Origin of the sequence: Rickettsia japonica YH (assembly GCF_000283595.1) — a bacterium.
Classification (GTDB): domain Bacteria; phylum Pseudomonadota; class Alphaproteobacteria; order Rickettsiales; family Rickettsiaceae; genus Rickettsia; species Rickettsia rickettsii.
Genome location: NC_016050.1, coordinates 698,395 through 712,932, shown reverse-complemented (window position 1 = coordinate 712,932; position 14,538 = coordinate 698,395). Strand labels below are relative to the sequence as shown.

Below are 14,538 nucleotides of genomic sequence, written 5' to 3'. Positions count from 1 at the left end.
TGTTCGTGGGATCTAGTTAAAAATACTAATATTATTAGTATTTTGAGTGGTTTTACTGGATACCGTGGTCAAGCCACGGTATGACACCGAACTGGTTTTTCAAGCCATGCAACAACGCCGCGACTGCAAGGAGTGTGGCAATCTCATAAAGCAGGACGCCTGATATTGCTTCGTCAAAACTTACAGTTTTTCCTCACAATGACGTCGAAATATATCACATATTAATAGTCCTCTTATCTACACTAAGTGCTGCCTCTTTTATAGCCTCGCTTAAAGTTGGGTGAGCGTGGCAGGTTCTTGCTATATCTTCTGCAGCTGCTCCGAATTCCATATAAGCCGTAAGCGAGGCAATTAATGTACCTGCATCAGCTCCTATAATATGCGCTCCTAAAACCCTATCGGTTTTACTATCGGCAAGGATCTTAACCATCCCTTCCGTACTACCGATTGCTCTTGCTCTACTATTTGCTAAAAACGGAAACTTACCGACTTTATAATTAATGCCTTTTTCTTTTAGCTGTTCTTCCGTTTCACCGACGCTTGCTACTTCAGGATAAGTATATATTACGCTTGGAATTAAGTGATAGTTAACATGTCCTGCCTGCCCTGCCATAATTTCCACGGCAGCTACAGCCTCTTCCTCGGCTTTATGAGCAAGCATAGCTCCTTTTACCACATCACCGACTGCGTAAATATTTGAAATTGCTGTTTGGAACCGGTCATTAATCTCAATGCTACCTTGCTTATCCGTAATAATACCGACAGACTCAAGTCCTAGATTTTGCGTATAGGCTTTTCTGCCTACCGCCATCAACACAACATCGCTTGTTACTACTGAACTCTTACCGCCCTCCTCTATTGTCAGATTTACTTTTCCTGACTTTACTTCAGCAGATAGCACTTTAGTATTCAGTTTAAACTCTATACCTTGTTTTTGCTGTAGTTTCATAAATTGTGTAGCAATTTCTTTATCAAGCATAGGTACAATGCTCGGTGTATACTCAATAATCGTTACTTTAGCTCCCAAACGACGCCAAACTGAACCAAGTTCTAAGCCTATATACCCTCCGCCGACTACTATTAAGTTCTCAGGTACTTTAGAAAGTTTCAAAGCACCGGTAGATGAAACAATAAATTCTTCGTCTATTTTGATATTCGGTATTTCTATGACGCTGGAACCTGTAGTAATTAGGATATTTTTGGCTTTAATTTGCTCTTTATTTACTTCAACGATATTACTAGAGCTAATTTTAGCTTCACCTTTTATCCTAGTAACTTTGTTTTTGGCAAATAGACTTTCTATACCTTTTGTAAGATCAAGAACTACTTTATCTTTATTAGCTAGCATTTTTTGTAAGTCTAGTTTTACATCTGCAGTAATACCTATATTCTCAAAATGTTTTAGAGCTGCTTCATATTTTTCGGAAGAATTAAGTAAAGCTTTCGATGGTATGCATCCTATATTTAAACAAGTGCCGCCAAGAGTATCGCTTTTCTCAATACACGCTACTTTCATACCAAGCTGAGCAGCCCTAATACTGCCTGTATAACCGGCTGGACCGCTACCTATTACCACTAAATCAAATTCTTGCATATTTGTTTGACCTTAATAAATTGTTGGATCGTCATTGCAAGCAGCCATAGGCTGCGTGGCAATCTTGTCAAATATCCTGAGATTGCTTTGTCCATTACTTACATAATTTTCTCGCAATGATGTAATACTGCTAAAAATACACCATTATCACCTTTATAACAACTTTAATCTTATACTATTCTTATTTGGTGAAGCAATAAAACTAATTAAATTAATATTATCTTCAAAGCCGTTTGTATAATTTTGTAGTAAAGAAAACATCTTTTTAGAAATAGCATAATTATGACTAGCATTTAGTGAATTTGCCTCACCTATATTTTTTATTTCTCTCATTAAAGCTAAAGGATTATCAAATTTTAGCTCTATATTTTCATAGTCAACAATTACTTCGGCAAATCTTGCTTGCGAAAATAAAATCGGAACATGATCAAAATGAATAAAAGGAGCAATATGAGGAGAGTGTTTAAAATCACTTGCTATTTCGGCATCTATTAAGGATTTACGTAAATTCTTTAAGCTATTTCCTCCGACAAAATGACCGATAAAAATACCGTCAGACTTTAAAAATATTCTTATATTAGATAAAAAGCGTTGTACATCATTTATCCAGTGTAACCCTAATGAATAAATAATTAAATCAAAAGAGTCTTTTGGTAATTCTAAATCTTCATCATCGATTAATAATTTATGATTATGCTCAAAAGAATCAAGTAATAAAGGCGACATATCTGTTACGGTAATATCGGCACTTCGATAAGCATTTTTTAGTAAGCTCGTAAGATAACCGCATTTAGCCGATATTTCTAGAATATCCGAAAAATCCTTATCAATCATTCCTAATCGACTTATTATATCATTAGCTGCATGCTTGATAAATAAGCTGTTACTTATCCCCTCTACTGCATTATTTCGGTGATTTTTTAGCTTTAGTCTGTTGAATATATAATCCTCTCCTATCTTGAATTTTCTCTCCTAAAATTGTTGGTGGTGGTCGAGAAATAAAACCCCCTAAAAAATCTCCTAGCAAACTATTTTGAACAAGTTCTCTCTGTCTTGCAGTGCGAATATCATCCCCTTTAACTCTATCTAGCCCTTCAAAATTCTCCTAAATATCTACAATTATAGGTTGCGTATTGTTATTATTAGGTGATAAAGGTTCTAAACTCAACAAGCTTTTTTCTGTAGGATTTAAATCCGAAGTTAGATCAAAATGCTCTAAGTAGACAGGTTTTAGTTGTTTATCATTACTAGAAACTTTTTTTCTTTCTATCGCTGAAACATTGTTCTCGGTCTTATTAGATTCTCCTAGAGATTTATAACACACAACAATACTAATATAAATTTCTTTAACATAAATAACCCTGTATATTATTACAGTTAATATAAATTAAATAATATATGCATCAAGTACTGAAATAAATTAAGGGAATTATATACTTGTATAACCTATATTTTCTTGTGATTTATCCAAGATGTAAATTCAGACATACTAAACACTTCTATTAAATTACTGCCAACTTGATCCTTGAGCCATTTCAAGGTTTCTTTTTTATATCCATCACCATCAATTATTATTATAGTATCATAAATTCCTTGTTTTTTTTAGCACAAGATAAGTATATTTTTCATCAACCGATTCTCCTGATTGTTGCCACTTAGATTCTATAACTAGGCAATTAGAGTGACGTTCTGGATGATATAATATAAAATTGCATTTCCATTTAGTATCATAAATATTTTTGCCAACTTCAAACTGTCTAGTATAAATAGGCTGCTTAAGGATCCTAGCTGCACTAAATCTTTTATTAGGTACAAAACAATATCCTTCTCTTTTTAGTCGATCATGTATAAAAATCTCAAGTTCGTTTCCAGTTTTATTAGCTTGTAAAATTGCAATTTGTTTTACCATTGTACTAATAATTTCTTATTAAAACTTCATTAGCACCTTGCCTACTGTCGGATTTACAATTTATGCTTCTTGGTGCATTTACTATATCTATACTAAAAAACTTGTATAAGTTCTTTATAAAATCGCTATCTGAATTTGAAATAAAATATACACCTTTCTTATTTAATGCTCTGCATTTTTCATAAAACTTAACCTGATCTGCCTCTGTAAAGCCAAGCTTTGTATATTTTGTAAATGAAGTATTATTAATAGGTTGATATGGCGGGTCTATATAAACGAAATCTTTAGGCTTAGGTGAAATATTGCTGAAATCCTGATATATTATTTCAGCATTTTGTAAAGCTTTACTACACGCAAGTATGTTATCCTTATCAAGAATATTAGGATTTATATAAGCTCCCATCGGGACATTGCACTCTCCTTTGCTACTTACTCTATAAAGACCATTATAACAAGCCTTGTTAAGGTATATGAAACGTGTTGCTATCTCAATAGGGTTATCGCTATTTGCGTTCTTTCTAACAGCATAGTAATAATCTTGAGAGTGATTAGCTTTATGCTTAGCTAACAAGCTCAATTAATGCTCGAGCTTCATCCTTAACTGCCTTGTATGAAATCTAAGTTTATATCTGATATAATAGCTTTGTCTGGAACGAGTGCAAAAAAAGTGCTCCTCCTCCTATAAAAGGCTCATAATGATTATTGTAACTAGCAGGTAAGCGTAAGCACAACTCTTTGCTAAGGCTTCTTGTTCCCCTGCCCATTTTATAAATGGTTTAAGGATTTTGTCTTCTTCAATCTCTGGAGAATTAATTTTTAACGGAGCTTGACCTATCACTGCTAAAACCTCGTTAAAAGATAATTCTCCGTTTTTAACTACTTTGAGTTTCATACCGACCTACCAAGGCTTTATAAGATAAATAATTACCTGTATTTAAAAGTATAGCATTAAACATATTGCTTACATTATAGTTTTTATGGTTGCACCTAAATACAAACTCGTTTAAATATCTCTCTATGTGTTTTTTGCTAATAGATAAGAGTCTCGATTATACCACGCTTAAACACCGCCCAAAAGCTTTCTATCATGTTTGTGGACACAGGCTCTCTTATATATTTACCTAAGTCGTGATTTATATATTCATGATTATATAACTTTTCTAATACCTTGTAAGCTTCCCATTCATCAGATAAAATAGTTGACCCTATTAGAATATTATTTATTGCAATTTTTTCTATGGTCTTTGAATTAATCTTTGTTATAACTTGAGCCTTAGCGTTACCGTTTCTCTCTATCATGCCGATTACAACGGTTTTTGTCTTTGTGCTGCAACCTTGTGTACCTTTAGTTTTTTTATTTTGATGTTGGTTCTTTTCTTTACCACCAATATACGTCTTATCTATTTCTACAGTGCTTTTTAAGGAATACTAAAACTTTCTAGTTTAGTCACTTCTCTAATCCTATGAAGCATAAAACCATGCAGTTGTTTGGGTAACATTAATATCTCTTGAAAGCTGTAACGATGATAAACTTTTTTTTTGCGTAGTAACTTGCAAAACTGCTGTAAACCATTTCTTTAAAGAAATCTTACTATTTTACATGCCGAACATTTGTGATTCGTTCCATCCGCATAATGAAAAATCTTTTGGTTGCCGCAATACGGACAATAAGCTCCGTTAGCCCAACGTATGTCAGTAAAATAATTATGCACTTTTGTTCTAGTAGGTAATTGTTCGAATAAATCAACAACACTTTTAAAATCTAACACTTAACTATACTAACACAATTTTATATAAAATTATTATATCGAAACAATTTAGGTTATACAAGATATATAGTTGCCTTAATTAATTATTTCTAAAGATATTATCTTCGTATTTTTTTCTATAATATATTTTGTAATTCTCATTTCTTATATAATTAAACCATTGGTCTTGTTGTTTTTTAATATAATAATTTAGGGAATTAGATTTACTTTTACTAGTTTGAAAATTATCTTCACAAAATTTTAAAAAACCTGATATTAAAGTTTCTACTCCATTAGTCTTAGATTTTTTCTCAAGAAATTGCATAGAAAAATTAGTAGGGTTATTATGTTTTAAATAAAATTGTTTACATTTCTCATAAATTTTATTTTCTTTTTTTATTTGTTGTTCTGAAAAAGATAATTTTTCCTCTAATAATTTATGAATTTCGGTACAATCGCTCCAAGGTAATTCTATTACTAATTGTTCTTCCTGATATTCAAAATTATCTTGAATATTGTTAAAATCGGCATTTACTTTTACCGCACTTACTAATATTAAAAAACATGTAATTAATTTAATATTCATAGAATTAATTAATTTTAGCAGGAACCGGTATCATAATACTACTTCTGTATCTTTTATTGCCACTAAAAAGTGATTTTTTTTGAACTTTGTTATTATTTACTGGAATTGTATCTTCTAAAGCCCCTTCATTATTATTTAGATAACTATGTAAGGATGCTTTATAAAGAGCCATATTACTTGCTATTTTAACTACATCTTGTTTATATTTAAACCCTAAAGAATGTGTAGCCGAATGATAATGAGCTATCGCCTTGTGCCAGCTCCCTAGCTGATCATATTTTGAACGCAAAAATTCTGCACCGTAACGAATGTTATTATTTGGATCAAATGCCTGTTCAAGGGAATTAAAAGCCCCTAAATGATGCCTTAAGTTAATCTGCATGCATCCGACATCAATACTCTCTCGCCCTTTTATAAGCTCTATTCTAACAAAACTTACGGCTGCTCTTTTTGTGTTAAAATAATAGCCTTTTCCTTCAACATTTACCGTCCAAGGCCATACTAATCTAATTTTACGGGTTGTATGTTTTTTTCCCGATTCTTTTAAAGCTATTGAATGTAACGTATTAGATGGGATATTAAATTTTTTTTCAAAGTAAGGAAAAAGTTTTGAACATTTAAAGGATTCAGCTATTTCAGGATCGGCAATAGCCGGCTTAGAGAAGAGGATAAAGGATAATAATAGGAGTAGTATGGTTTTAACTTCATTGAGAGGAAAATTACTGAGTAATTGATGAAGCAGTCCAGTAAAAAATTCTGATTTACAGAATTTTTTTATTGTTTTGCTGGATTGCCACGCTCCTTGTAGTCGCTCGCAATAACAATTTTGGCATAATTCCCAAACCATACCGGCAACGCTAAAATAACTTGAGTTACAATAAGATAAACTAGCCTACCATAACTTATTTTATGAAGCAAGGGAAGTTATAGCATTTAAGAGGTAAGGATTTAATCTAAATCCCAAGCAGCATCATTAGTGTTTTGAGGATTACCTAATATATCGGGTACCATATCCAACAAATTATTAATATCGCCTCCTGTCGCTTGCAAAAGATTACTTACTTGTGTTACAACGTCTTCAGCAGTGCTACCTTGAGCATCTTGAGGATTAGTAGTCCCATCTAAAGCTTGCACTCCGGCATTAATTAATGTTACTAAATCCTTAGCTTGCATACCTAAAATAGTATCTTCTGTACCGCTCTCTCCCCTATTAGAACTAGTAGAAGGTTGTATATGTGGTATTTCCTCTCTGTTAGCGTGAGCAGTTGCTTGATGAACCAAAGCTGCAAGTTGTTGATCGTTAAGATTATTTTGTTCCTTTGACATTTCGGGAGATATAGTAGAATCATCCTCAGATAGATCCATTAGATCTTTTTCTTGCAATATAGAGCTTGTATCCAAACTATAGCTTAAAGCTTGTAACATTGAAAAATCCTCATCTTTAATTATGCTTTCATACCATTTTTTATGTTTGTTAGCTGCATGTTTTGCATTTTCATTATTTTTATAATTATTTGGAATAGTGTATAAGCCGTATTCTCCTTGATCTGCTTCGTCTATTATGATTTTAGCTATCTTCAGCTCATCTATACTTAAGTCAATATTTTGTTTCACTTTGTTTAAAAGAAGTTTCAGTATCTGATCGCCTTGTGCTGCCCCTGTATTATTTTCCCAGCCTCTTATTAAACTACAATAATCTATACCTAATGTTTTAGCATGCTCTAATACTGCTTTTATAGCTTTCCATTGATTATCAGCTTTTTCATTTTCACCTTGCTGCTCATCTTTAATAGCATTCTCAGCCCATTTAGCAAGTTGAGCATATGATGCTAGCTCCCCTATTGCATTAAATATGGATACATGTTTACCTGGATAATCTACTTTTGTAATTATTTCAGATAGATCAAATTTTTGAACTAATTTCGGTAATTCAACAAGAAATTCATCATAATATGGTTTGTTTAAACTCCATTCTCTTCCATTTTGCTTGATTTCATTTATAGTTTCTTGAGTCAAGTTATATAATGAATATTTATTCATAATTTGATCCCTTTGTAATTATTGGTTAAATTTATATTTAAAAACCACGAAGCATGGTATTTTTTTAAAAATGCTTTAAATTGTTAGGTACTGTACACTTTTGATTAATGATTATAATTTTGAGATATTTTTTAGCAAAAATTAATAAGGTTTTTGCAGAAATAGTTATTCATATTTCAAAAAAATCTTATAATTTGCAGCTAAAAATAGCCATAATTATGATTATTCTATTACAAGAGTACAGAACCTAATTGACTGATTAAATAAAAATGTTTATTATCAACCCAAATTAAATGTAAAAGTATATTTTATGAAAGTTGTTAGCTCATTAAAATCATTAAAAAAACGTGATAAAGATTGTCAGGTCGTTAAAAGAAGAGGCAAAATTTTTGTAATAAATAAAAAGAATAAAAGATTTAAAGCAAAACAAGGTTAATTAATCGTTTTTGGAGAAAACAAATATACTCGATGAACTTGAAAAATTAGCTACGTCGTCTTTGTAAGTCCTCGGATGCTGAATGTTTATTATATGCTCCGCTCCTCGGTTTGCAGACTCCTTGCTCTTTTTCAAGTTGATCTTCGTATATTACTTTTCATTTTACTTCAGAGTATATAATACTACTTTTGAAAGAAAAGAAATAAATATGGCCGGTCATTCAAAGTTCAAAAATATTCAGCATCGTAAAGGGGCTCAAGATAAAAAAAGAGCAAAAGTTTTCACTAAATTAATTCGTGAAATAGTTACTGCAGCTAAAACCGGTTCTTCTAATAACCCTGAAAATAATCCACGTCTTAGAAATGCTTTAACCGCTGCACGTAGTCAAAATCTCCCTAAAGAAAGAATAGATAAAGCTATTAATAGTGCTAATGATTCTTCTAATACCGAAAATTATACGGAAATTAGATATGAAGGTTATGCATCGAATGGCATTGCTATAATAGTTGAAGCTTTAACCGATAATAAAAACCGCACTGCTGCAGAAGTACGCTCTAGTTTTACTAAATATGGTGGGAGTTTAGGCGAAACCGGTAGTGTCAATTATTTATTCAACCATTGCGGAGTTATTCAGTATCCAATAAATATAGCATCTAATGAAGAGGTTTTAGAGGCAGTTATAGAAGCCGGGGGGTATGATATTATATCCGATGATACCACCCATACAATCTATACTGATATTGAAAATTTCTCTAAAGTTCTAGAATTTTTAACTGGCAAATATGGCATACCTGAAGATTCGTATATAGGCTGGATCCCATTAAATACAATAATTATAGATGATAAGGAAAAAGCTGAAAAATTACTAAAGCTTGTGGAAGTTTTAGAAGAAAGCGATGATGTGCAAAGAGTTTTTGGGAATTATGAGTTATCTGATGATGTTTACGAAATAATACAAGGAGAACCATGACTTATAACGATGCAAATTATCAAATAATTATTTTAGCAGCCGGTAAAGGTACTAGAATGGAGTCCGATTTACCGAAAGTAATGCATAAAGTCGGTGGAGTTCCAATGCTTGAAACGGTATTAAAGAATTCGCTTAATGTTACAAATGATGTAATTATAGTTTATTCAGAAGAACTTAAAAAATATTTAACGTCCTATGCAAATATGTGTCGCTTTGTACTGCAAGAAGAACCTAAAGGCACAGCTCATGCTACTTATGCAGCAATAGATTTAATTAATAAAAATAAAACAATATTAGTTTTATACGCTGATCATCCTCTTATTACTTCAAAACTTATGTATGAATTAATAGCTTATTTAAGCCTTACTAATTCTGCATTAGTGACTTTAAGCTTTGAGAGAGCCAATCCAGTTCAATATGGGAGAATAGTTACTGATAAAAATGGTGAATTTTTAGAGATAATCGAACATAAAAATGCAAGCGCAGAAGAGAAAAACATAAAGCTTTGTAATTCAGGTATTATGGCTTTCAGTAGCGAAATTTTAAATAAATACTTACCTTTATTTGCTACTAATACTAACGGTCATAAGGAAGTTTATTTAACTGAAATAGTAAAAATATGTAAAAATCACGGTGAAAAGGTTTCATATTTATTATCTACTGATCATGATTTAATTGTTGGTGTTAATACTAAAAATGAGCTAGAAGAAGCTAATAATATTTTTTCTCAGAATAAGTCTTAGCTTTGTCGTATGGATACCCGAGTCGTCATTGCAAGCGACTAAAGGCTTTGTGGCATAGATCGTTTTATGTCATTCCCGCGAGGAAGCGGGAATCCAGTAAAACCTATAAAAAACTTGTTTTTTATAGGTTTATTTTTTTGGATCCTCGCTTCCGCTGGGATGATATCGAGTAGGCTTTTTACTCTATGCAACAACATCAATACCTTGTGAGAATGACATAGGAAGCCATACAGGCAATGCTAAAAATTTGGGAGAGATGGCCGAGCGGTTTAAGGCGCACGCCTGGAAAGCGTGTTCACGGCAACGTGTCGGGGGTTCGAATCCCCCTCTCTCCGCCAGCTCAGTTTATGGTATACTCGCATGATTTCAAGTATTGAATTTGTTATCAAATGGTGAGTGTGTACAGTTTATACTTGATAAGTGAGTATGTGAATTCATGCAGATAACAAAGAGCAATTCTTAAAAGCAGAAGAGTATGTTATGCTCGTTTATTTTCTTATAATACTTAGTATATTTATCTAGTAAAGGAACATGTGCAGTTGCTGCTTCTGATTTAAAAAATTCTACGCTCTCTTTACTTAAAGAAATGGTTACTTTTACTGAATCATCTTTTAATAAAAGTTCTCTAGGGTGCGGCAAGAAATCTTTTACTATTTTTACTTCCCATATTTCCCCATCAGTGTATTTTATTCTCTTGCTCATAAATTCTCTTACCTTTGTGCCAGTATCCTGCTCTAAAAATTCTTATATGATTATCTTGGAACGTAAAACGGCCTGTTAAAATATTACCATCAACTTTACCTAAACAAAAATATCTTTTTTCTGTAATACTAACTTACCACGCTCTAGTCTGGACAGTTAGCCAATTTTTATAGTTTATCGAACCGGAAAGCCAAATAGTAATCAAGGTTTCCACTGTCGAGTATTTAAAATTTTCATATGCATTTGTTATTACATTTATAAAGTCTAAAAGCTTTTTATAAAGCTTATCGTCTACTAATTACCTCATATTGATAGTCTTTTAATTTCTATTTTTACTTTTATAATAGGTAAAAAGCTTATGGAATATTTAGAAGAAATAGCAAAAAAAATATAGCCCCAAATATAGCCCCGTAATCGTTGATCTTACTTCTGGTTATCGACGTGCTAAAGACAGTACGCATATATTTTATGAAGTGCTAGGTTATCATAATTCCGGAGAAATGGCTAAATTATATTTAAGAAAAGAGTTATGAAGAATGAATCTGTACAGAATATACGTTTAACCACTGCAACCGTTGCTGATTACCCTCTAATCCAAAATATGGTACGGTTTTATATATATGATATATCGCGTTATTGTGGGTTTGAATCAGATGAATATGATTGGACATTGCCACGAGATGGTTTATATGAAGCTGATGATTACAAAAAATATTTTATAGAAACGGATAGGCAAGCCTATTGAATTAAAGTAAATGACGAAATAGCAGGTTTTATATTGCTTAATAAGGTTGGAACGCATTATAAAATCGATTGGAATATGGGGGAATTTTTTATTATAGCAAGATTTCAAAATAAAGGAGTTGGTAGGCAAGTAGCTAAGCAAATTTGGCAAATGCATAAAAGATTATGGGAAGTTGCGGTTATTCCTGAAAATAAACCGGCATTAATATTTTGGCGGAAAGTCATTAACGAATTTACCAAAGGTAATTATCTTGAAGAAGTTAAACTTGTTCAAATTAGTGATTATAAGGCCGAAAGAGTTATTTTTGAATTTGGTGCCAATATATTATGAATATAAATTTTACTAAAACCTAATCTCTGCTTGTGCTAAATCTTTTAAAGTGCGTGATCCGGTGCATAGCATGGTAATTTTAAGCTGCTCGATTATCAATTGTATCTCTTCGAAAAGCAAGCTTTCAGAAGTATCTGCCGCTTTTAAAAATTGACCGGCAAGTCCAAAAATATTAGCTCCTATACGAATTGCTTTTGCACCGTCAATGCCGGATTTTAACCCGCCACTGGTAATAATCGGAATATCTTTTGAAACTTCCCGCACCATTTTTAGAGAATCTAAAGTCGGGATTCCCCAGTTAATAAAGCTACTAGCTATACGGTTTTGTAACGAATTTGTAGCACGATAAGCCTCTACTTGACTCCAAGATGTCCCACCGCTCCCTGCAATATCAAGAACCTTAACCCCTGCGTCAATAAGACTCTCAGCAACTTTTTTAGATAAACCGTATCCTACTTCCTTAACAATTACCGGAATAGAGAGGTAATTAACCACTTCTCTTATCTTAGGTAACAGCTTTTCCCAGTTTCTATTACCTTCCGGCTGAGTCAGTTCCTGTAAAACGTTTAAGTGTAAAATTAAGGCATCGGCTTTAATAGCATCCACTAAATACTGACATTCTTTAGGTGTTACTCCGTAATTAAGCTGTACTGCACCGATATTGGCTAGTAAAGGGATATCGGGAGCTATATGCCTTACTGCAAATGTCTTGATTGTATCCGGTTCCGTTAACAAAACCCGCATAGAGCCAAGCCCCATAGCAATACCGGCTTTTTGAGCGACCTGTGCAAGTCTATAGTTAATATCTCTAGCTCTAGTCGTGCCTCCGGTCATACTAGAAATTATGATAGGTGCTTGTAAAGATTTTCCGAGGAAAGTAGTAGTTGTATTGACGCTATCATAGTTAATTTCCGGTAATGCATTGTGAATAAATTGAATAGATTCAAACCCGCTTTTAAGTGTAGATTCAACGTTTTTCGTAAGATTAATTTCAATATGGTCTTGCTTTCTTTCTATATCTAAATTCTGATCTTTTAGCATTTTCTCACTAATTCTTTTTACACTTAATCTATATTAATATATCTAGGTTCTGTGAAGATTTCTAATTGATTTTTTATTTTGAAGTATTTTTTAGCGAAAAGTAATAAGCTTTTTGAAGGAATAGTTATTCATATTTCTTTCAAAAAAACTTATAATTTGCAGCAAAAAAGAGTCATAATTATGATTATTCTATTAAATGTCCACAGAACCTAAGCATTAAAGAAATAATCAAGTGCTGCAAGTTTTGAAGGTAAGTTTATTAATGGGTCTGAACGCTCAAAATCATAAGCATTGTAAATTTGGATGTATCCTATAGGAGTACAGTCTGCTTCTATAATGTAAGCGTGTATATTTTTAGGCTCATTATTTTCTAGCTTATACCCTCTAACATAGCTTGAGTATTTTTGTTCGATCAATTCTAAACTCCATTCTATATCCTTATTCCACCATAGTTTTATATGTGGCATTTCTAGCCATTTTAAAAAAAGCAAAAAATGAGAAGTAGAAAGTGGGGTAAAGCTTATGTTAATATATTTCTTATCATTAAATAACTTGTATTACCTTTAAAATGCCCCGCTTTGAGCTTTATATTCTCCGACTTGTTGTAATACCAATTAATTTAATTTCTGATAATTGTGTAATTACTTTATGCATTTTATAGCCTCTTATTAATTCACTAAGTAAGTTAAAACTAATCTAAAAAGGAATTATAATAAGATTTGAATATTATCTAACTTTTTTTGAAAAGCAAAAAGTCCTTAGTTTATGATATGTTTACTGTGTGAAATATTTATAAATTGAAATAGCAATAAGACATGGTGGAGCCAGGGGGAGTCGAACCCCCGACCTTTTGAATGCCATTCAAACACTCTACCAACTGAGCTATGACCCCAATATAGTCAATTGATTTGGATTCGCCTGCATCATCATTCGTTGTTCTCCTATTAGTTAGGCTTAACTCCTCGCTTCTGGTGTGCAAATCCCACTGACTTGACTATAACAAATTAATTCTCTTATACTATAATAATAAAACTAAATCTATAAAATTTAATCTTTATTTTGCTAACAATGCCATAGCATCTCTAGAAGACATTATATTATCTACTAATCCAAATTTTTTTGCTTCTTCCGGTGACATGAAATTATCACGTTCCATACTTTTTTCGATATGTTTTAACTCTTGTTCAGTATGTTTACTATACAATTCGTTAAGTAACCTTTTGATTTTTAGGGTTTCTTGAGCGTGGATTTCTATATCGGTAGCTTGGCCTTTATAACCTCCTGATGGTTGATGGATCATAATACGACTGTGAGGTAAACTATAACGCATCCCCTTCTCGCCCCCGCACAGTAAAAGTGAACCCATAGAACAAGCTTGACCTATGCATAATGTAGCCACTTTAGGTTTTATATATTGCATTGTGTCATAAATCGCAAGACCTGCGGTTACAACTCCTCCGGGGGAATTGATATACATATATATATCTTTTTTAGGATTTTCTGCTTCAAGAAACAATAATTGTGCAACAATTAAGTTTGCCATATGATCTTCAACAGTACTACATACAAAGATTATACGTTCTTTTAGCAATCTTGAATATATATCATAAGCACGTTCACCGCGTGATGTTGGTTCAATTACTATCGGTACATACGACATTAATATTTTCTCCTGAAATTGATGAATTAAATAG

The 14,538-nt window shown here is 32.4% G+C and carries 16 protein-coding genes, 2 tRNA genes and 5 pseudogenes; 7 read left to right on the top strand and 16 right to left on the bottom strand.

Features of this window, described 5'->3' with window-relative positions; genetic code table 11:
• Window positions 1-214: 214 nt before the first annotated feature.
• From lpdA to RJP_RS11355, 11 genes and pseudogenes are all read right to left on the bottom strand, one after another.
• Window positions 215-1,594 carry a dihydrolipoyl dehydrogenase gene (lpdA, locus tag RJP_RS03845; RefSeq protein ID WP_014120849.1) on the bottom strand — a complete coding sequence of 460 codons (1,380 nt, stop codon included), beginning with the start codon at window positions 1,592-1,594 and terminating at the stop codon, window positions 215-217.
• 153 nt (window positions 1,595-1,747) lie between these two features.
• Window positions 1,748-2,467 (bottom strand): methyltransferase domain-containing protein, encoded by a 720-nt coding sequence (locus tag RJP_RS03840; protein ID WP_261368760.1) that lies wholly within the window; start codon window positions 2,465-2,467, stop codon window positions 1,748-1,750.
• A 31-nt stretch (window positions 2,468-2,498) separates the two neighbouring features.
• A pseudogene (locus RJP_RS10510) lies at window positions 2,499-2,947 on the bottom strand (hypothetical protein).
• Window positions 2,948-3,040: 93 nt separating this feature from the next.
• Window positions 3,041-3,503, bottom strand: a pseudogene (locus RJP_RS09820) (PD-(D/E)XK nuclease superfamily protein).
• Window positions 3,504-3,507: 4 nt separating this feature from the next.
• On the bottom strand, window positions 3,508-4,074 hold the full coding sequence (locus RJP_RS07150) for a DNA adenine methylase (protein WP_081497912.1): 567 nt from the start codon (window positions 4,072-4,074) through the stop codon (window positions 3,508-3,510).
• 108 nt (window positions 4,075-4,182) lie between these two features.
• Window positions 4,183-4,395, bottom strand: coding sequence for a hypothetical protein (locus RJP_RS03810; RefSeq protein WP_024704568.1), 213 nt, complete (start codon window positions 4,393-4,395; stop codon window positions 4,183-4,185).
• Window positions 4,396-4,532: 137 nt separating this feature from the next.
• Window positions 4,533-4,916: pseudogene (locus RJP_RS03805) on the bottom strand (IS1595 family transposase); the annotation flags it as partial.
• 164 nt (window positions 4,917-5,080) lie between these two features.
• Complete coding sequence (locus tag RJP_RS07905; protein ID WP_225981316.1) at window positions 5,081-5,215, bottom strand: transposase; 135 nt, start codon at window positions 5,213-5,215, stop codon at window positions 5,081-5,083.
• A 136-nt stretch (window positions 5,216-5,351) separates the two neighbouring features.
• On the bottom strand, window positions 5,352-5,837 hold the full coding sequence (locus tag RJP_RS03800; protein WP_014120846.1) for a DUF2532 domain-containing protein: 486 nt from the start codon (window positions 5,835-5,837) through the stop codon (window positions 5,352-5,354).
• 4 nt (window positions 5,838-5,841) lie between these two features.
• Entirely contained in the window at window positions 5,842-6,684 is an 843-nt protein-coding gene (locus tag RJP_RS03795) for a lytic transglycosylase domain-containing protein (protein WP_014120845.1), read from the bottom strand.
• A gap of 101 nt (window positions 6,685-6,785) precedes the next feature.
• Window positions 6,786-7,262 (bottom strand): hypothetical protein, encoded by a 477-nt coding sequence (locus RJP_RS11355; protein ID WP_037215362.1) that lies wholly within the window; start codon window positions 7,260-7,262, stop codon window positions 6,786-6,788.
• 925 nt (window positions 7,263-8,187) lie between these two features.
• On the opposite strand from RJP_RS11355, the gene ykgO reads away from it, so the two are divergent.
• The 4 genes from ykgO to RJP_RS03765 all read left to right on the top strand — a co-directional run bounded on the left by ykgO (window position 8,188) and on the right by RJP_RS03765 (window position 10,364).
• The gene (gene ykgO / locus RJP_RS03780; protein WP_014120844.1) at window positions 8,188-8,313 is read left to right on the top strand and encodes a type B 50S ribosomal protein L36; all 126 of its coding nucleotides are present in this window, start codon (window positions 8,188-8,190) and stop codon (window positions 8,311-8,313) included.
• Window positions 8,314-8,521: 208 nt separating this feature from the next.
• The gene (locus RJP_RS03775; protein ID WP_024704567.1) at window positions 8,522-9,283 is read left to right on the top strand and encodes a YebC/PmpR family DNA-binding transcriptional regulator; all 762 of its coding nucleotides are present in this window, start codon (window positions 8,522-8,524) and stop codon (window positions 9,281-9,283) included.
• Window positions 9,280-10,026: a sugar phosphate nucleotidyltransferase gene (locus RJP_RS03770; RefSeq protein WP_014120842.1), complete on the top strand. Its 747-nt coding sequence runs from the start codon at window positions 9,280-9,282 to the stop codon at window positions 10,024-10,026. Before RJP_RS03775 ends, RJP_RS03770 begins: the two co-directional genes overlap by 4 nt.
• 250 nt (window positions 10,027-10,276) lie before the next feature.
• A tRNA-Ser gene (locus RJP_RS03765) sits at window positions 10,277-10,364 on the top strand.
• Between the two features lie 140 nt (window positions 10,365-10,504).
• Here the strand turns inward: RJP_RS03765 and RJP_RS03760 are convergent.
• Window positions 10,505-10,728, bottom strand: a pseudogene (locus RJP_RS03760) (CopG family transcriptional regulator).
• Window positions 10,729-11,071: 343 nt separating this feature from the next.
• On the opposite strand from RJP_RS03760, the pseudogene RJP_RS07890 reads away from it, so the two are divergent.
• The 3 genes and pseudogenes from RJP_RS07890 to RJP_RS03750 all read left to right on the top strand — a co-directional run.
• Window positions 11,072-11,261: pseudogene (locus tag RJP_RS07890) on the top strand (GNAT family N-acetyltransferase); the annotation flags it as partial.
• Window positions 11,258-11,473: a hypothetical protein gene (locus tag RJP_RS03755; protein ID WP_014120841.1), complete on the top strand. Its 216-nt coding sequence runs from the start codon at window positions 11,258-11,260 to the stop codon at window positions 11,471-11,473. The pseudogene RJP_RS07890 and the gene RJP_RS03755, both read left to right, overlap by 4 nt.
• Complete coding sequence (locus RJP_RS03750; RefSeq protein ID WP_225981315.1) at window positions 11,474-11,803, top strand: GNAT family N-acetyltransferase; 330 nt, start codon at window positions 11,474-11,476, stop codon at window positions 11,801-11,803.
• Between the two features lie 12 nt (window positions 11,804-11,815).
• Here the strand turns inward: RJP_RS03750 and fni are convergent, their stop codons facing one another.
• The 4 genes from fni to clpP all read right to left on the bottom strand — a co-directional run bounded on the left by fni (window position 11,816) and on the right by clpP (window position 14,504).
• Window positions 11,816-12,844, bottom strand: coding sequence for a type 2 isopentenyl-diphosphate Delta-isomerase (gene fni, locus RJP_RS03745; protein WP_014120840.1), 1,029 nt, complete (start codon window positions 12,842-12,844; stop codon window positions 11,816-11,818).
• Between the two features lie 209 nt (window positions 12,845-13,053).
• Entirely contained in the window at window positions 13,054-13,311 is a 258-nt protein-coding gene (locus RJP_RS03740; protein WP_024704564.1) for a GNAT family protein, read from the bottom strand.
• A gap of 349 nt (window positions 13,312-13,660) precedes the next feature.
• A tRNA-Ala gene (locus RJP_RS03735) sits at window positions 13,661-13,736 on the bottom strand.
• 162 nt (window positions 13,737-13,898) lie between these two features.
• Window positions 13,899-14,504, bottom strand: a complete 606-nt coding sequence (gene clpP, locus RJP_RS03730; RefSeq protein ID WP_004998361.1) for an ATP-dependent Clp endopeptidase proteolytic subunit ClpP — start codon at window positions 14,502-14,504, stop codon at window positions 13,899-13,901.
• Window positions 14,505-14,538 lie beyond the last annotated feature (34 nt).

Bases quoted from the DNA above. Each gene is read 5' to 3' on its own strand.
- fni (WP_014120840.1), bottom strand. From the start codon at position 12,844: ATGCTAAAAGATCAGAATTTAGATATAGAAAGAAAGCAAGACCATATT.
- lpdA (WP_014120849.1), bottom strand. From the start codon at position 1,594: ATGCAAGAATTTGATTTAGTGGTAATAGGTAGCGGTCCAGCCGGTTAT.
- RJP_RS03810 (WP_024704568.1), bottom strand. From the start codon at position 4,395: ATGAAACTCAAAGTAGTTAAAAACGGAGAATTATCTTTTAACGAGGTT.
- RJP_RS03800 (WP_014120846.1), bottom strand. From the start codon at position 5,837: ATGAATATTAAATTAATTACATGTTTTTTAATATTAGTAAGTGCGGTA.
- ykgO (WP_014120844.1), top strand. From the start codon at position 8,188: ATGAAAGTTGTTAGCTCATTAAAATCATTAAAAAAACGTGATAAAGAT.
- RJP_RS03740 (WP_024704564.1), bottom strand. From the start codon at position 13,311: ATGCCACATATAAAACTATGGTGGAATAAGGATATAGAATGGAGTTTA.
- RJP_RS03775 (WP_024704567.1), top strand. From the start codon at position 8,522: ATGGCCGGTCATTCAAAGTTCAAAAATATTCAGCATCGTAAAGGGGCT.
- clpP (WP_004998361.1), bottom strand. From the start codon at position 14,504: ATGTCGTATGTACCGATAGTAATTGAACCAACATCACGCGGTGAACGT.
- RJP_RS03770 (WP_014120842.1), top strand. From the start codon at position 9,280: ATGACTTATAACGATGCAAATTATCAAATAATTATTTTAGCAGCCGGT.
- RJP_RS03755 (WP_014120841.1), top strand. From the start codon at position 11,258: ATGAAGAATGAATCTGTACAGAATATACGTTTAACCACTGCAACCGTT.
- RJP_RS03795 (WP_014120845.1), bottom strand. From the start codon at position 6,684: ATGGTTTGGGAATTATGCCAAAATTGTTATTGCGAGCGACTACAAGGA.
- RJP_RS11355 (WP_037215362.1), bottom strand. From the start codon at position 7,262: ATGTTACAAGCTTTAAGCTATAGTTTGGATACAAGCTCTATATTGCAA.